Source organism: Bacteroides sp. MSK.20.82, from assembly GCF_019052485.1.
Taxonomy (GTDB): domain Bacteria; phylum Bacteroidota; class Bacteroidia; order Bacteroidales; family Bacteroidaceae; genus Bacteroides; species Bacteroides thetaiotaomicron.
This window is the reverse complement of record NZ_JAHQUN010000019.1, coordinates 1-16,664: the sequence shown is the minus strand read 5'-3', so window position 1 is coordinate 16,664 and position 16,664 is coordinate 1. Positions and strand designations below refer to the sequence as shown.

The 16,664-nt window shown below is 45.9% G+C and carries 13 protein-coding genes; 8 read left to right on the top strand and 5 right to left on the bottom strand.

Annotation, left to right across the window (positions count from 1 at the left end):
• Positions 1-159 precede the first annotated feature (159 nt).
• The 4 genes from KTR07_RS15850 to KTR07_RS15835 form a co-directional block, all read right to left on the bottom strand.
• Complete coding sequence (locus KTR07_RS15850) at positions 160-1,419, bottom strand: ABC transporter permease (RefSeq protein ID WP_117981650.1); 1,260 nt, start codon at positions 1,417-1,419, stop codon at positions 160-162.
• Positions 1,419-2,600: an ABC transporter permease gene (locus KTR07_RS15845; protein WP_008760823.1), complete on the bottom strand. Its 1,182-nt coding sequence runs from the start codon at positions 2,598-2,600 to the stop codon at positions 1,419-1,421. The genes KTR07_RS15850 and KTR07_RS15845 overlap by 1 nt, the downstream gene beginning before the upstream one ends.
• A gap of 2 nt (positions 2,601-2,602) precedes the next feature.
• Complete coding sequence (locus tag KTR07_RS15840) at positions 2,603-3,595, bottom strand: HlyD family secretion protein (protein WP_011109013.1); 993 nt, start codon at positions 3,593-3,595, stop codon at positions 2,603-2,605.
• 78 nt (positions 3,596-3,673) lie between these two features.
• Complete coding sequence (locus tag KTR07_RS15835) at positions 3,674-5,137, bottom strand: TolC family protein (protein ID WP_008764161.1); 1,464 nt, start codon at positions 5,135-5,137, stop codon at positions 3,674-3,676.
• 236 nt (positions 5,138-5,373) lie between these two features.
• On the opposite strand from KTR07_RS15835, the gene KTR07_RS15830 reads away from it, so the two are divergent.
• From KTR07_RS15830 to KTR07_RS15810, 5 genes are read left to right on the top strand one after another with little or no spacing between them, the layout of a single operon-like run.
• Complete coding sequence (locus KTR07_RS15830; protein WP_117981651.1) at positions 5,374-6,702, top strand: SWIM zinc finger domain-containing protein; 1,329 nt, start codon at positions 5,374-5,376, stop codon at positions 6,700-6,702.
• A complete protein-coding gene (locus KTR07_RS15825; protein WP_117981652.1) occupies positions 6,689-8,164 on the top strand; it encodes a DUF5691 domain-containing protein in 1,476 nt (491 codons plus the stop codon). The genes KTR07_RS15830 and KTR07_RS15825 overlap by 14 nt, the downstream gene beginning before the upstream one ends.
• Before the next feature lie 18 nt (positions 8,165-8,182).
• Positions 8,183-9,262 (top strand): AAA family ATPase, encoded by a 1,080-nt coding sequence (locus KTR07_RS15820; protein ID WP_008760828.1) that lies wholly within the window; start codon positions 8,183-8,185, stop codon positions 9,260-9,262.
• Between the two features lie 14 nt (positions 9,263-9,276).
• A complete protein-coding gene (locus KTR07_RS15815; RefSeq protein ID WP_117981653.1) occupies positions 9,277-11,505 on the top strand; it encodes a DUF5682 family protein in 2,229 nt (742 codons plus the stop codon).
• A gap of 10 nt (positions 11,506-11,515) precedes the next feature.
• A complete protein-coding gene (locus KTR07_RS15810) occupies positions 11,516-12,646 on the top strand; it encodes a VWA domain-containing protein (protein WP_010536536.1) in 1,131 nt (376 codons plus the stop codon).
• Between the two features lie 87 nt (positions 12,647-12,733).
• On the opposite strand, the gene mdh is transcribed toward KTR07_RS15810, so the two are convergent.
• The gene (gene mdh, locus KTR07_RS15805; RefSeq protein ID WP_008760830.1) at positions 12,734-13,675 is read right to left on the bottom strand and encodes a malate dehydrogenase; all 942 of its coding nucleotides are present in this window, start codon (positions 13,673-13,675) and stop codon (positions 12,734-12,736) included.
• A gap of 183 nt (positions 13,676-13,858) precedes the next feature.
• On the opposite strand from mdh, the gene KTR07_RS15800 reads away from it, so the two are divergent.
• The 3 genes from KTR07_RS15800 (at position 13,859) to KTR07_RS15790 (ending at position 16,329) form a co-directional block, all read left to right on the top strand.
• Positions 13,859-14,731, top strand: coding sequence for a hypothetical protein (locus tag KTR07_RS15800; protein WP_008764168.1), 873 nt, complete (start codon positions 13,859-13,861; stop codon positions 14,729-14,731).
• Between the two features lie 108 nt (positions 14,732-14,839).
• Entirely contained in the window at positions 14,840-15,415 is a 576-nt protein-coding gene (locus tag KTR07_RS15795) for a DUF5034 domain-containing protein (RefSeq protein WP_229072757.1), read from the top strand.
• Positions 15,416-15,426: 11 nt separating this feature from the next.
• Positions 15,427-16,329, top strand: coding sequence for a hypothetical protein (locus KTR07_RS15790; protein ID WP_113748840.1), 903 nt, complete (start codon positions 15,427-15,429; stop codon positions 16,327-16,329).
• The last annotated feature ends 335 nt before the right edge of the window (positions 16,330-16,664 follow it).

Here is a 16,664-nt window from a genome sequence, read left to right as displayed (position 1 = left end):
TATTCTCTTTATAATACCATTCATAAAGTCCTCTGCCCAATAGATGGAGCGGAGGACTTTTTCATTTCCTCCCATAAAGAAATTTCTCTTCCTATAAAGAAAAACGATGTATACTTCCGAAGAAGCACACATCGTACTAAACTCTCTCTCTTAATTGTCTCAATCGGTCATCTGTTTGGCCAGATTCTCTTTTTCTTTCAGTTCTTTATATCTCTCTATGGCGTGTTTCCGGCTCATCAGTATTTGCCAGCGGTATACCCAGCAAGTGGTGAGGAAATAAACGCCTGCTTGTATCCACAGTGCCTTGTATTCAAAGGCGACCTCGCTTAAGGTAGCTCCCATATTATTGATCTTCACAAAGCCGTTGATGCCGAATGTGGACGGGAAAATGTAAGAAACATATTTCCAGAACGGAGGAATGGCGGCTCCCGGCCACGAGATACCGGAAATAAACAGCAGCGGTACGGAAGTGAATACAAAAATCAGCATACAGGTTTCCCGGTTGCGAATGGCGATGGAGGTGGTCATTGCAAAGAAAATGCAAGCTGCCAGATAGGGGGCGACAAATAATACCAGTGAACCGGGTTGCCCGATTTGGTTGAGGCTGAATAGTCTTGGCACGATATGCAGCACGTAAAATGATACCAGTACATACACAAGGAAGTAACTTAGCCCCTTGCCAAGTACAATTCGCAACGTTCCGTTATAATGCCGGTTGATGGGGACAAGGTCTTTAAACCGGTTGTTTTCCCGGGCAGTTCCTGCTGCCAGTCCGATTCCGAGCAATAGTGTCTGCTGTATGATCAGTACCAATACGGCAGGAATCAGGAAAGCGGCAAAACCGGCTGTAGGATTAAAGATGGAAATCTCTTCATATTCTATCGGATAACCGGTGATTTCGTCCTGTCGCCCGGTCGTGTTCCCGCTACGCGCGATCTTTATATCTTTATTCATATCCAATGATACGGCCGTATTGGCGATCAGCATGGATTTATAGTACAGCAATCCGCTCATGTCGCAATAGATACTGACTTGCGTCTGTTTCCCTTTGGCGATGTTGTCGCTGAAATCAGATGGTATATAGATGATGCCGTATGCAAGCCGGTTCTTCAGCATTTGCTTGGCTTCTTCCATATCGGCACAATAGGCAACAATCTGAATGTCCGGTGTGGCATCCACTTTCCGGAGATATTCGCGGCTCAGGGATGAATGAGAGTCATCGACTACAACGGCCGGAACTTCTCGTACCACTTCATTGTCATAGATAAAGCTGTACAGTAACGGATAGCCCAGTGGGACGAGGATAAAGAAAATCAGTACCCCCTGGTCGCGGAAAGTTGTCTGAAACTCGCGCTTCCAGATATAAAACAGGTCGTTGATGCCTTGGGCTATCTTGTCTTTAAATTTTATATCTTTCATCAGGGTATGTATTTATAGTAAACCAATGCTTCTTTCAAGCGGTGAACCACAAAGAAGGGAAGCATCATGAATATTAATAATGCCATATAGTTGGACCATGAGTAAGCCATGCTGTATCCGTTGAGCGCCTGATCTACATAAATCAGGAAATAATGACGTAACGGAAACAGGTTGCTCAAGGCCTGCAAAACAGGATTCATTGCCATCACCGGAAAAGAAAAACCGGAGATGGAGAATGAAATCACTCCCCACAAGGAGGCAAAACTTAATCCGAGGCGGAGTGTAGGCAGTGTACCTATCATGACGATGCCGCAACACTGGGATGCCAATACAAGGCAGAGCGTGGCGAATATCATCGGGAAGATGCCACTGTTGCAGGGGAAATGCAGAAAACCATACAGGTATACATTATAGAATATCCCCATTATGAAAAAGACCACCGTATGCGGAAGCAGTTTGCCTGCCAAAGCAATGTAAATGGAATTGTTACTCATTCGCAACCATTCACGGGCAGTGCGGTCTTTGATTTCTACACCGATAGAATAAACGGTGACCATGAAGATGAGCAGCATGAGTACTCCCGGTATCAGTGTATTGCACAGGTATACCGAATAGTTCAGCCACGGATTGTTCAGTGGATGCGTGTCGATCACGATCGGTTGCAGGAAACCCATTGCCTGATCTTCCGTAGCCCCTTTGGCGTACAGTACGCTCCTTGCCGCAGAGCCGGCGGTGAGTTCTCCCATCATTTTCATGTCTCTGAATAGTAAAGAACCTGCAATCAGATAGGAGTAATTGGTGTAGAAAGAGATTTTGGGCTGCCGTTGGCTTTGTGCCTCTGCCGACAAGCCTTTCGGGATATAGAAGAAACCGTAGATCTTGCCTTCCTGCACAGCGATACGCGCGTCCGTCACATTGCTGTAATGAGCTACGACACCTGTTTGCGAGAAAGCATCCAGATTGCGGACAATGTTGCGTGAAGTAGATGAGTCATCCATGTCTACCACGCCCGCCGGAAGATTCTGCGGAAGTCCCGAATCCATCAGGGTTGTGAAAAATAGGTAGCAGAATAATGGAGCGATGACCATGCAAAAGAGATAGAGCGGGCGTGATACTAACCGCCTGCACTCCCTCTGCATGACTTGCCATAAGGCTACATATTTCTTCTTTCTCTCTTTCATGATTATTTATTAATGATAACGGACATACCCGGACGAAGATTCTCCACTTTTTCCATCGGAGAAGCTTTTACCTCAAATGTCTTCAAGTCGAACTGGCCGGTAGTCTTGGTTGCCTTCCAGGCAGCGTAAGTACCTAAGTCTTTCAGATAGTATACTTTGAGTTTGACTGTTTTATTATCCAGCGCGGGAACAACAGCTTCAAATTCTGCTCCCATAGTCAGGTTTTTGAGCAAGTCTTCGCGTACATTGAAAGTCACCCACATGTCATTGAGCTCGGCTATGTTCATGATAGGAGCACCTGTGCCTACCAGTTCGCCTACTTTCGGGAAAATCTCGGAAACTTCTCCGGCAGCCGGAGCAATCAGATAGGTTTCCTTAATGTAAGATTCTACTTCGGCAACAGCTCCTTTGGCACGGTTCACCAGCGCTTCGGCAGCCATCTTGTCTTCACGTTCCGCACCGTTCTTTGCCATAGTATATTGTGCTTTGGCAGCTTTCTCGGTAGCGATGGCAGCGTCACGTTGTGCGGTAACCTCGTCCAGCTTTTGTGCGGGCATCACTCCTTGTTCATACAGGTTCTTGACTCTCTTATATGATTTTTCGGCAATCGTAACACCTGCCTGAGCTTTCTGCCACATTTCATAGGCTGCCTGAATCTGTTCCTCACGTGCACCTTTGATTGCTTTTTCGTTTTGTGCCTGAGCGGCAGCTTCGGCGGCACGTGCCTGTTCCATTTTAGCCACTACATCGGGGGCTTCCAGAATAGCCAGTGTATCTCCGGCATTTACGCTTTGTCCTTCTTTCACACGAAATTCCAGTATACGTCCCGGAACTTTGCTTGAAACGCGGTATTCGGTAACTTCAGCCTGCCCCTGAATAATCTCAGGACCTTTGCGGAGCATGAAAAAGCCAACGACTGCAACGATTGCAATAACTCCCAGTAAAGTAAGAAATGCAAGCAGCATATTGCTGTTTTGTGATTTTATAGGTGCCATATTATTGATGAATTTTAAATTACGAATAATAAATTGATTGAATACCTCAGTCTTTAATTGTCAATTGTCCATTGTCCATTATTTCAGCGTTCCCAAAGACTTCTTCAGATAAATCTCCGTCAGCTTCACGTCGATTTGTGCGTCAATCTTTTCCGATTGGGCGGACAGCCATGCCGTTTGTGCTTCCAGGACATTGCTGGTGGCAATGACCCCTTCTTTGAAGCCTAACGTGGCATAACGGAGATTTTCGTCAGCCTTTTCCATATTCTTGGTTGCCATTACCAGTTTTTTACTGGCTTCCTTTACTTTAAAAGCGGACTGGTTGACTTGCAATTCGATCTTTTCTCTCGCATCCTGAAGCTGATATTGTGCGATTCGTGCTTCTGCCTTGGCGGCTTTGGTCTTGTAAATGCCTTCCCCCCAATGCCAGATAGGTATCTGTACCATAACGCCCACATTCCACATTCCTTTGAATTTGTTCTCAAAGCTGTTGAATACGGAAGGATTGGTCACCATATAATTTCCCATCAACGCAATGGACGGAAGATGTTCGGCGCGGGTAACATTTATTTTCTGTTTATAAATCTGAGTAGCCAGTTCAAGGCTGCGTATCTCTGGACGGTTGGCGTAAGCGGTGGACATGTCGAAGTGGGTCTCCGGTGTGAGCAGTGGAATGTCCTCCATATTTTCGTCTGCCAACGTGATAGGAGAGCTGAGATCAATGCCACATAGTTGACACAACAACATTCGGGCCAGGCTTAATCCGTCTTCCACTTTAGTCAGTGTCATTTCCGCTTCGTTGACTTTCACACGCACGGACAAACCGTCGGCTTTTGTGGCAACTCCTTCGGCAATCATCTTTTCCACATCGCTGTCCAGCTGCTGCAAAAGTTTGAGATAGCCTTCGGCCAGTTTTTTCTTGTTCACTAAGGATATGACTTGCCAGTAAGCCTGGTCAGTGCTCATGATAACCTCCTGCATGCCTCCTTGATGTTGCTGTTGCGCTAACTCTTCGGCATACTTTGTGATTTTGTTATATGCACGGATTTTGCCGCCCATGTATAATGGCTGTGTCAGCGTGATGGCACCTGCATATACATTTCTTGTATCTGTGCGGAGCGCATCCACCAGTGAATTTCCTGCCTGGTCGAGGGCGGGCAAGGCAGCTCCTAACTTTTCACTTAAAGAAGCGATAAGCGGTCTCAACTCTGGGTGTGCGGTAGCAATCTCTGTGGCCGTCTGTTGTATCGGACCGGCCAGATTGGTCCCCAATCCCGAAAGCGCCGCTTTCTGGTCATTGTTCAATAATGAAAATTCTTTTTGATTTCTCATGTAAGTTCCCGTAGCCGAGAAACTGGGCAGGTAGTTGGTAAATGCAGCTTTGTGCTGATAATGAGCGGCATTTATTTTTTCATTGCTTATCAACAGATCTTTGTTGTTGGCAAGAGCTAATGCGCGGCAACTATCTAGGCTTAGGAAGCTTTGCGCTTTTACTATAAAAGTCAGGCTCAACAGAATTGTCAGAAGAAATAGTTTTTTCATCGCATCTTACATATTAATAAGGTGATACTTCTTTTTTAAATAACCCCGTTATCATATAAATTGTTTATTGAGATAGTTCATTTTTTTATACTTGTTGACTTAAACAATAATTGCATAAACAACGATGCAAATGTATGTGCTTTCTGTGAAAACGCAAAATGAATTAGCTTTTTTTAAATGCTTCTCTTTGGAAAATATGCTATACTTGCATTTTGAAACATGATAAACATACTATAATGTTATTAAATCTGACAGAAGAACAAATCGCTCAACTCGCTCCGGACGCTGCGTCTGTCAAAGCAGGAAAAGGGCTGGCGAACCGGACTAAGTGGGTACTTCTGGAGCATAGTGACCGCGCCATCTGGGGACACTGCCAAGGAAGTGGAAAAACGCCTTATCAAACAGTCGTTGATACAAAGAATATTGCATTCAAATGTTCTTGTCCCAGCCGTAAGTTTCCGTGTAAACATGGGGTGGGGCTTTTATTTATGTATGCTTCCCATGCTGATCTTTTTAAGGAAGCGGAGGAACCGGACTGGGTAACGGCATGGCTCTCCAAACGTGAAGAGAAGGCGGAGAAGAAAGAACGGAAAGAGAAATCGGAAACTCCGGTGGATGAAGCGGCACAGGCCAAGAGGCAGGCCGTGCGCCATCAGAAGGTATTGGCCGGAATGGATGATCTTCAGATCTGGATGAAAGACTTGCTCCGCAACGGGCTGCTGAATATCCCGGAAAGAGCACATACACTATTTGAACCCATATCCCGCAGGATGATTGATGCGCAGGCCGGCGGATTGGCGGGCAGGTTACGATCGCTACAGGAAATCAATTACTATACAGACAGTTGGAAATATGAGCTTACCGACAAATTGAGTAAACTGTATCTTCTGACAGAAAGTTATAAGAATCTGGATTCTCTTTCTGCTGAGTGGCAAACGGAAATCCGTACTCAGGTAGGATATCCGCAGGCGAAGGAAGAAGTGATGTCCGGCGTACCGGTGGCAGACCAATGGATCGTTTTGCATACCAGAAGCCGGAAGATAAATGAGCTGCGGACAGAAACTTTCTGGTTGTACGGGAAGTCCAGTCACCGTATGGCCCTCTATTTAAACTTTCTGGCTCCCGGAGCGTTGCCGGAATTTAATCTGGTTCCCGGTGGTGTCTATGAAGGAGAGTTGTATTTTTATCAGGGTGTTGGTGCCTTGCGTGCCCTGCCCAAAAACATGAAATGGCTGGATAGTACCTTCCTGCCTTCATTGTGTGCCGATATACCGGTTGCCATGCAATCTTACAGAGCAGTTATACAGACTCATCCGTTTGCGGAGGAAGTTCCTCTCTTGGTGGACAATGTCAGGCTGGTAACAAGCGGAAATACGCACTATCTGCAGGATGCCGGAGGTATGGCCGTTCCGGTGCATATCGAAGAGACTGCACGTGTTGACATACTGGCTATAACAGGCGGAAAACCCTTCTCGGCTTTTTTGCTGGCAGACGCCGTTTCCTGTGAATTGAAAACAATCTGGTATCAATCTGAATTTTATTTTTGGAAAGATGAACTTAACTGATCATATCATCAATGTGGCATTGCTTGGCACTGCCACCCGTGAACTGATAACGACTGATTTTCCGGAAGAGTTGCAAGAAACTCTCCGCGACATTCAGGTGAAAGCAGAGGATGCGGAAGCTCTCTTCTATCAGCAGTCCGCTTTGGGCTTTGCCTTTGCACGTGCCGGAGTGGAAGCGCAATCCATTGCAGGAGTTGTCAATGTGACAGAAGCTCCGGAAGAAGACAAACCTTACTTCCTCCGTGAAGTGGGAGAGTTGCTTACTTCCCTGTATCTCAATAAAAATCAGTCTCTTTTGCTGTATGCTTACCGGAAAGCTGCCGACAAAGGAAAATTGATCCCTCCTGCCTATCTGCAAACTTTATTGCGAAGAGCTTTTGACCGGAATAATCCCTACAGGTATGAGGAACAGCACTGGCTGTCTCTGCTGACAGGGCAAAGAGGACGTTGGCTTCTTCCGCAAATGGGATTTCCCGTATGGGGAGAATCCGGTAATGAAACTTGGGAAACCGCCTCTCACGAAGAACGGAAACGAATGTTGTCCAATCTGCGGAAAAATAGTCCGGAGCAGGGGCTTGCCTTATTGCAGACCGAACTGAAGAATGAGTCGGCTGCCCATCGGGATGAACTGATTCAGTGTTTGCGGTGGGGGTTGAGTAAATCAGACGAAGCATTCCTGCAAGAGATCGTGGCGACCGACCGGAGCAGTAATGTCAAAGAAACGGCCCGGCGATTATTGTGTAGTCTGCCGGACTCCGAACTGGTGAAAATATACGAAGAATTATTGCGGGGGAAATTACATTTCAATTTCCTTTTGGGATGGTCGTATGATAAGATTGAATTTACCCCTGAAATGAAGAAATTGGGACTTGAAGAAGTGAGTTCCAATAAAAACGAGAAGGATGATCGTTTCTTGTTACGCCAGTTGGCGGAACGTGTTCCATTAAGTTTCTGGAGTGAGTTTTATGACTGTGCGCCGGAGAAGGCTGCCGGCAAACTGGCGAAGAACCCTCCTTTTCAGAAACTGTTCGACCTGTCGAAACCAATCCTGAATTTCAGCGACTCCGGTTGGGCATATCATACCTTGAAGGAGAATGCGGATGAAAAAATGGCGGACGCGTTGATGGGTTTATTGCCTTCCTTCCAACGGGAGGAAATAGCTTTTCAGTCGGACAGAGGCGGCTATATTCCGGATAGCTGGTTCAACGAAGACGGCATCGGATGGGGAATGAAATTCTCCACCCGTGTATTCCAGCGGATGCTTCGGAATAATTACTATCTTCCTAAGGAGACAGCCGAACAACTGGCATTATATTTCCCGTCCGAGATGAGAAAACCCATCGAACAGACAGCGCTTGCAACGGCCGCACAGGAGAATAATACCTCCACTCGTTTTTGCCGGTTGATGATGGAATACATGGATTTGAAGCAGAGAATAGATACCTTATTAAATAATGACTAATAAAAACAGAAAGAAGATATGAGCACTTTATTAAGACAACATGCTGAACAGCAATTTGCAGAAGAACTTCACGAGTTGAAACAGAATGAAACAAATCCCGTTCCGGAGAATTGGGAGATGTCTCCGCAGTCAGTGGTTACCTACCTGATGGGCGGTAAATTGAAAAACGGGTTTGAAGTTTCTCCTAAATATATAGGTAACCGTCGTCTGATGGAAATAGCTGTGGCAACCCTTGTCACCGACCGTGCGCTGCTGCTTTACGGACTGCCCGGAACTGCGAAAAGCTGGGTGAGCGAGCATATTGCCGCTGCTATTTCCGGTGATTCCACTTTGATAGTGCAGGGTACGGCCGGCACCGGTGAAGAAGCGATCCGTTACGGATGGAACTATGCCCGTTTGCTGGCGGAAGGTCCGAGTGTGGGGGCATTGGTGCAAACTCCGGTAATGAAAGCTATGCAGGAAGGTAAGATAGGCCGTATTGAGGAGCTGACACGCATCGGTTCCGATGTGCAGGATACACTGATCACCATTCTTTCTGAAAAGACATTGCCCATCCCGGAGCTGAATACAGAAGTACAGGCAATCCGCGGTTTCAATATCATCGCTACTGCTAATAATCGGGATAAGGGGGTCAATGATCTGTCAAGCGCCTTGAAGCGCCGTTTCAATACGGTCATTCTTCCCTTGCCGGATTCTATTGATGAAGAAATAGATATTGTTCGCCGACGGGTAGAGAGCTTTGAGAAAGTAATGCAGCTCCCGGCTGAAAAGCCTGCTCTGGAGGAGATTCGCCGTGTCGTTACTATCTTCCGTGAACTTCGTCAGGGTGCTACTGCCGACGGTAAGACGAAATTGAAGACTCCGAGCGGAACGCTTAGCACGGCAGAGGCTATTTCGGTGGTAAACAACGGACTGGCGATGGCAGGTTATTTCGGTGACGGAGAAATTCATGCTGAAGATCTCGTATCCGGTATTTTGGGTGCAGTGGTCAAAGACCCCGTACAGGATAAAGTCGTTTGGCAGGAATATATGGAAACGGTCGTGAAGAATCGGGACGGCTGGAAAGATATTTACCGTGCTTCAAGGGATATGATTTAAAAAGAAAGGAAGAAATGGCTATTCATTTACTAGGCATCAGGCATCACGGTCCCGGCTCGTGCCGCAATGTGCTGAACTACTTGCAGGAACTGCAACCGGATCTGATTCTGGTAGAAGGTCCGGCAGAAGCTGAAGCGCTGCTGCCCTGTGTGGAAAATCCGCAGATGACGCCTCCGGTAGCTTTGCTGGCATACCAGCCGGACGAGCCTCAGAATGCAGTGTTCTACCCTTTTGCGGAGTTCTCGCCCGAGTGGCAGGCGATGCGTTATGCCGTACAGAACCGGATACCTTTCCGCTTTTTCGACTTGCCCCTGATCTATTCGCTGGCTCTTCGGGCACAAAAGACCTCTGAACAGGAGACGGAAACGACCGCTGAAGTCGCAGAAGCCGGCGACCCGTTCGACTGGCTGGCTCATGCCGCAGGATTTACCGATGGTGAATCCTGGTGGGAAACTATGATTGAACACCGGCAAGAACCTGCCGATATTTTTCAGGCGGTACAAGAGGCTGTGACTGCTCTTCGGGAAGAACTTCCGGGGCACACCTCTCCGCGTGACCTGATACGTGAAGCGTGGATGCGTAAAATGATACGTGCGGCACAGAAGGAGAATTTCGAACGTATTGTCGTCGTCTGTGGTGCATGGCATGTACCCGCACTGGACGATATGCCCAAAGTAAAGGACGATAATGAACTACTGAAGGGACTTCCCAAAGTAAAGGTAGAATGTACATGGATTCCGTGGACGTATGACCGGCTTGCTTTCCGCAGCGGGTACGGTGCGGGAATCGAATCTCCGGGCTGGTATCATTATCTCTGGCATCATCCGGAGGATGATGGCACGCTTTGGGTGAGCCGGATCGCCTCCCTGTTGCGGCAGAAGAATATGGATATCTCGGTAGCCCATGTTATTGAAACCGTCCGTCTGGCACAGGTGACGGCTGCTTTGAGAGATCTGCCTTATCCTTCTCTGAATGAATATAACGAAGCTGTCACTACGGTGATGGGCTTCGGAGATGATATTTTGTTGCAGATTATCAAAGAAGAACTGATCATCAGCAACCGCTTGGGAAGTGTACCTGATGACGTTCCCAAAGTGCCTCTGCTGGTAGACGTGGAGAAAATACAAAAACGTCTGCGTGTTCCGTTCACCGCCGAGATCAAAGAACTGATATTAGACCTCCGCAAGCCGAATGATCTGGAGCGAAGTATCTTCTTCCATCGCCTGCAACTGCTGGGCATTGACTGGACTATCCTCGGACGGATAGACGGGAAAGGTACTTTCAAGGAAAAATGGACCTTGTATCACAAACCGGAACAAATCATCCAAATCATTGAACGGGCTATCTGGGGAAACACGGTGATGGAAGCTACGCAGAAATATCTGTTGAAACAGATGGCGGAGATTCAGCATATCCCGGAACTGACAGCTTTGTTGAGTACGGTCCTCCCTGCCGATCTTCCGGCGCTGGTGGAAGCGATGACCGTACAGTTGGACCGTCTTTCGGCTGCTTCTACCGATATTCTGGAAATGATGGAGGCGGTCCCCGATCTGGTGAATATCGTCCGTTACGGAAACGTGCGTGACCTTGATTTCTCGAAGGTCGGTGATATGCTCGAAGCCATGATTGCCCGTATTCTTGCGGGTGGTGTATTGGTGTGTATCAATATTGATGAAGAGGCTGCCGGTGATCTTCTGAATAAATTGGTTGCCACGGACTATGCGCTCTCCATTCTGAATCGGGAAGAACTGAACCTGATGTGGCGCAATTTCATCGGTCAGGTACGTTCTTCTGCCAATGTGCATCCGTTGTTGTCCGGTTATGCTACCCGTCTGCTGAATGACAAAGGGGAAATCTCCGCAGAGGAGATGGAGACGACACTCAGTTTTTATTCTTCCGTTGGCAATGCTCCGGCAGATATGGCATACTGGTTCGAAGGCTTTTTACGTTCATCCGGTTCGATCCTGTTGCTGGACGACCGTCTCTGGAATTTGGTGAATAACTGGGTATGTTCGCAGGACAAAGAAACATTTATGGAACTGTTGCCTGTATTAAGGCGTACTTTCAGCGAATTTACCTCTGCCGAACGCCGTAAGCTGGGTGAGAAAGCCCGTCGTACGGATTCTACGGGCACCTCATCTGCCGTAGGAGCTTCGGTAACGGAGAATGAGTGCCTGAATCGGGAAGAAGCAAAGAAGGTAATCCCCGTGATTCGTCAATTATTGGGACTGGAAACAAAGTAAAGGAAAGAAGATGGAAGAAGAATTACTGAAAAGGTGGCGTCTGATACTGGGCGGCGATGAGGCTGACGGTACAGGCGTGACATTGAATCTGGAAGAACAGCGGATAGACCATTCTCTGGAAGCTGTATATGATAGTGACAGAAGAGGGGGGCTGGGTTCCTCGGCTCCCAAAGTAAGCCGATGGCTTGGAGATATCCGTGAGTTCTTTCCACAGACAGTGGTACAGGTGATTCAGCGGGATGCTATAAAACGTCTGAATCTGACTAGTCTGCTTACCGAAAAAGAAATGCTGGAAACGGTCGTCCCCGATGTTCATCTGGTTGCCACCCTGATGTCGTTAAGCCGGGTGATTCCCGAAAAGAATAAGGAGATGGCACGCCAGGTAGTCCGCAAGGTGGTTGAGGAGTTGCTTCGCAAACTGTCGGCTCCTACGCAACAGGCGGTAACCGGTGCTTTGAACCGTTCCAGCCGTCGCAGGAACCCGCGTTACAATGAGATAGATTGGAAAACGACCATTACCAAGAACCTGAAAAACTACCAACCGGACTATAAGACGATTATTCCCGAAATCCGTATTGGTTACGGGCGTAAACGGAAAGCGATGAAAGACATTATCCTGTGTCTGGATCAAAGCGGTTCTATGGGGACGTCGGTCATTTATTCCGGCATATTCGGTTCTGTGTTGGCATCCATTCCGGCGGTATCTACCCGTATGGTGGTTTTTGATACGGCAGTCGTTGATCTGACGGATGATTTGCAAGATCCGGTGGATCTGCTTTTCGGGGTACAGCTCGGGGGAGGAACCGATATAGCCCGTGCGCTGACTTATTGTCAGGGAGTCATTACCCGTCCGCAGGACACGGTGATGGTGTTGGTGACTGACCTTTACGAAGGAGGAGACTCCAGAGAAATGAGAAAGAAATTTGTCTCGTTGGTCAATAGCGGTGTGCAGTTGATTGTTCTTCCGGCGTTGAACGATGACGGTGCTCCGTCCTACGACAAGGGGCATGCTGAGTTTCTCGCTTCCATAGGAGTGCCGACATTTGCCTGTACTCCGGATAAGTTTCCGGACCTTATGGCGGCTGCTTTGAGTAAACAGGACATTGGAATGTGGGTTTCTCAGAATGTAAAGAGTGAATGACAGCTATTGGATAGAAAAGAAAGAAGGCTGTCCCTCATAGCGAAGGACAGCCTTTCTTAGCTTATATAAATGTAAGGGGATTGCTAATTACAGAGCACCTACTTCTTTCAAAGCGGCGTTTGTTCCGTGAACAGCTTTTGCGCTGGCAGCGAACTTAGCTTTTTCGTCAGCGTTCAGATCCAGTTCAACGATCTTTTCGATACCGTTCTTGCCAAGGATTACAGGAACACCGATGCAAATGTCTGATTCACCGTATTCTCCTTCCAGATATACTGAACAAGGGATCATCTTCTTTTGGTCGTGAAGGATAGATTCAACTACGAATGCTCCTGCTGCCCCCGGTGCATACCATGCAGAAGTACCCAGCAACTTAGTCAGAGTAGCACCACCTACCATAGTAGCAGCAGCCACTTCGTTCAGTTTTTCTTCAGAGATGAAGTTAGTTACAGGCATACCTTTGTAAGTAGCGAAGCGAGTCAAAGGAATCATAGTAGTATCACCGTGACCACCGATAACCATACCTTCTACTTCGTTGGCGTTGCAGCCCAAAGCCTGAGACAAGAAATATTTGAAACGAGAACTGTCCAGTGCGCCACCCATACCGATGATGCGGTTCTTCGGCAAGCCCAGAGCTTTCAATGACAGGTAAGTCATTGTATCCATCGGGTTAGAGATAACAACAAGGATTGCATTGGGAGAATATTTCAAGATGTTTTCTGCCACTGATTTAACGATACCAGCGTTTACACCGATCAGTTCTTCGCGAGTCATACCCGGTTTACGAGGAATACCTGAAGTAATTACAACAACGTCAGAGTTAGCAGTCTGAGCATAGTCGTTAGTGCAGCCTACTACAGTTGTGTCGAAACCCAACAGTTGAGCTGTCTGCATCATATCCATTGCTTTACCTTCTGAAACGCCTTCTTTAACGTCCAGCATTACTACTTCGTCTGCTACTTCATTGAAAGCAAGTACATTTGCACATGTAGCACCTACGTTACCTGCGCCTACTACGGTTACTTTTGACATAATACTATATATTTAAAAAGTTGATAATTTATTTCATGCTTTTTAGCGCGACAAAATTACAACGATAATCCTAATTAAAGAAATTTTTCCGTAATAATTTTCGTTAAAGAAAATGCCCAAGACTATGTTACTCTGTTACGAAATGATTACTTTTGTGCCCGTTATCGATTAACAATTGGAACTATGAACAAAAAAAGCCTTCTTATTGCAGCTGTAGCTGTTTTGGTGATAGCGATTATCGGCATCACTTATTTGTTGTTTACTGAAAAGAAAGCCAATCGCGAGCTGGTACAGGAATTTCAGTTGGATAAGGAAGATTTGGAGAATGAGTATAGCCAGTTTGTGCAAAAGTATGATGAGTTAAAGTTTACGGTAACTAATGACTCTCTCGCACTGTTGCTGGAGCAGGAGCAATTGAAAACTCAACGATTGCTCGAAGAACTCCGTACCGTGAAAAGCTCGAATGCAACGGAAATCCGTCGTTTGAAAAAGGAGCTTGCCACTTTGCGTAAGATATTGGTAGGCTACGTCAATCAGATAGACTCACTGGACAGAATCAATAAACGTCAGCAACAGGTGATTGCAGACGTTACTCAGAAATACAACACTGCTTCACAGCAAATCAGTACACTTTCCAAAGAAAAGGAGAATCTGGATAAGAAGGTGACACTGGCTGCCCAGCTCGATGTGACCAATATCCGTATCGAACCGCGCAATAAACGGGGGAAGGTTGCAAAGAAAGTGAAAGACATCGTGAAGCTGGCTATCAGCTTTACAGTCGTGAAGAATATTACGGCAGAGAATGGCGAACGTACCATCTATATACGTATCACCAAACCGGATAATGACGCACTGACCAAGAGTGCATCCAACACTTTCTCTTACGAAAACCGTACACTGACTTACTCCATCAAAAAGTATATCGAATACAACGGTGAGGAACAGAACGTGAATGTATTCTGGGATGTAGAAGAGTTTTTGTATGCCGGAAACTATCGTTTGGATATCTTCGAGGGCGGTAATCTGATCGGCTCTCAGAAGTTTACGCTGGACTAACCGATATAAAATCAAGAAAAAAATGCGCCAATAAGCAGTAAAAGGCTTTTTGGCGCATTTTTCTATTAGAAAAAGGTTAACTTTGTGAAAACTAATAGAATAATGCGTATGAAAAAGCACTTGACTCAGCTACTACTATCATTACTGTTTCTGGTGGTGACAGCCATGACTTGCGATGAACAGGATTGGGCTGAACCGATAGACATTTCCTGCACTTTGAAAGAAGTGGAGTTATATCATTGGGATAATGCAGGTGAGAAACCTAAGGAGGCTGTTGATAACAAAGTTCTCAAAGAAGCTTATATGATGGAGATTCGTCTGCTGACAGATGCGGGGGAAAAAGATCCGGAATCTCATGACGCCGATCATTATCTTCGCCATGTATTATCGGATGGCATCAAAAAGATTCAGATATTTACGGAAACAGCTTTTAATGAAGAATTTCCCACAGGGGCAGAAGTCACTTCCTGCTTTTATGACTATCCGAAGACGTTTGTTAAAGATCAGCAGACAGATTTTACTGTTAATGGAGGAGTTATATCCATGATAGATGAAGTAAATAAGATATATAAGGCGTTATTGACCATTCCCCAATCAGGCGGAGAGTTCCGTTTTCGTGTAGTGCTGACAATGGAAAGCGGTGAAACGGTTGAACGGCTGAGCGATCCGGTTACTTTCTATTAAATCTGCTGTCTATGAAGAAAATACATTTATTAGCCATGCTATTGTTTACTGCATGTGTTGTGCCTGTATCGCAGGCACAGGAAAGTCTGTTTCTTAAAGATCCATCTACCAAGAATAAGTTGCTGCAGTTAGACTTGGATGTGGGAACCAACTTTGACCTGGCTTATCGGGGGAAGGGAAATATGTTCACTGCAATGTCGGATCAGAAATCTGTATTTCCTGCTATCAGCCTTCGTTTGCAACATTTCTTTTCGCGTAAATGGGGATGGTATACGAATATCCGTTTGGGGATTCCCGTGAAATATAGGCGGGATTGTTATACTGAATTAGCCCATGCAGTCGAAGCGGATTACTATGTGAATAATCTCATACCGGGAACGCAAAAACCGGACGTTAATCCCTGTCTGGATTTTGGTGTTGCTTATCGCTTTGAAAATTCCCATTGGGCTTTTTATCCTCGTTTGGGGATTGGTGTGAATAGCATTTCCTATCAGCGTGTTTGTGCGGAACTAAAGAAAAAAGGAGGAAATGAATTATATAGAATAGAGTATAGAGGGGATGATGAAAGTAATTATGGCAGTGAGAGTATTGATGCTTTTATTCTTTCGGCAGGTATTACTGTCAACTATAAGCTCAGTCGAAATTGTTTTTTACTGTTGAATGTCAATTATATACAGCCATTGGGGAGATTTACTTATCGTAAATATGTAACAGACCTTTATACGGGAGAAAAGGTGGAGAGAGGAGTCTATAAAAGTTCTACATTCGCCCGTGATCTGAATGTAAGTGTCGGATTCGGATTCCCTTTTTATCTGGGAAGAAAGACTAATAGAAAATCACTGCATAGAGAAAGAACCAGGCAGCTGATGGAACAGAAACGGAAAGCATACGGGTTGTTTCCGGGAAATAAGTAGCCATTTAATCATTTCTTTGCAGTGATGAGCGAATCGAATTTAGCCTTTATACAATGTTTGAAAAAGAAAAAACTCTGCCATCCGCAACAATTGGATTAACATTCTTATGATATACTTACGTGTCAGCTAGTCTCTCTATTAAAATAAAAAACTATAAATTGCTGTCATTTGTCACTTTGTTGGGGGTAATATCTTGAATATGAGTGATTAATGAGGTGACGGCAGTAGGTGACGGCAGTGTGACGGCAAATTTTGCTGTCACACTGCCTTGTTTTCAATGTGTAGTGTACTGAATAAGTTGACACTTCAAAAATCGAAAATAAAGATGAAATATT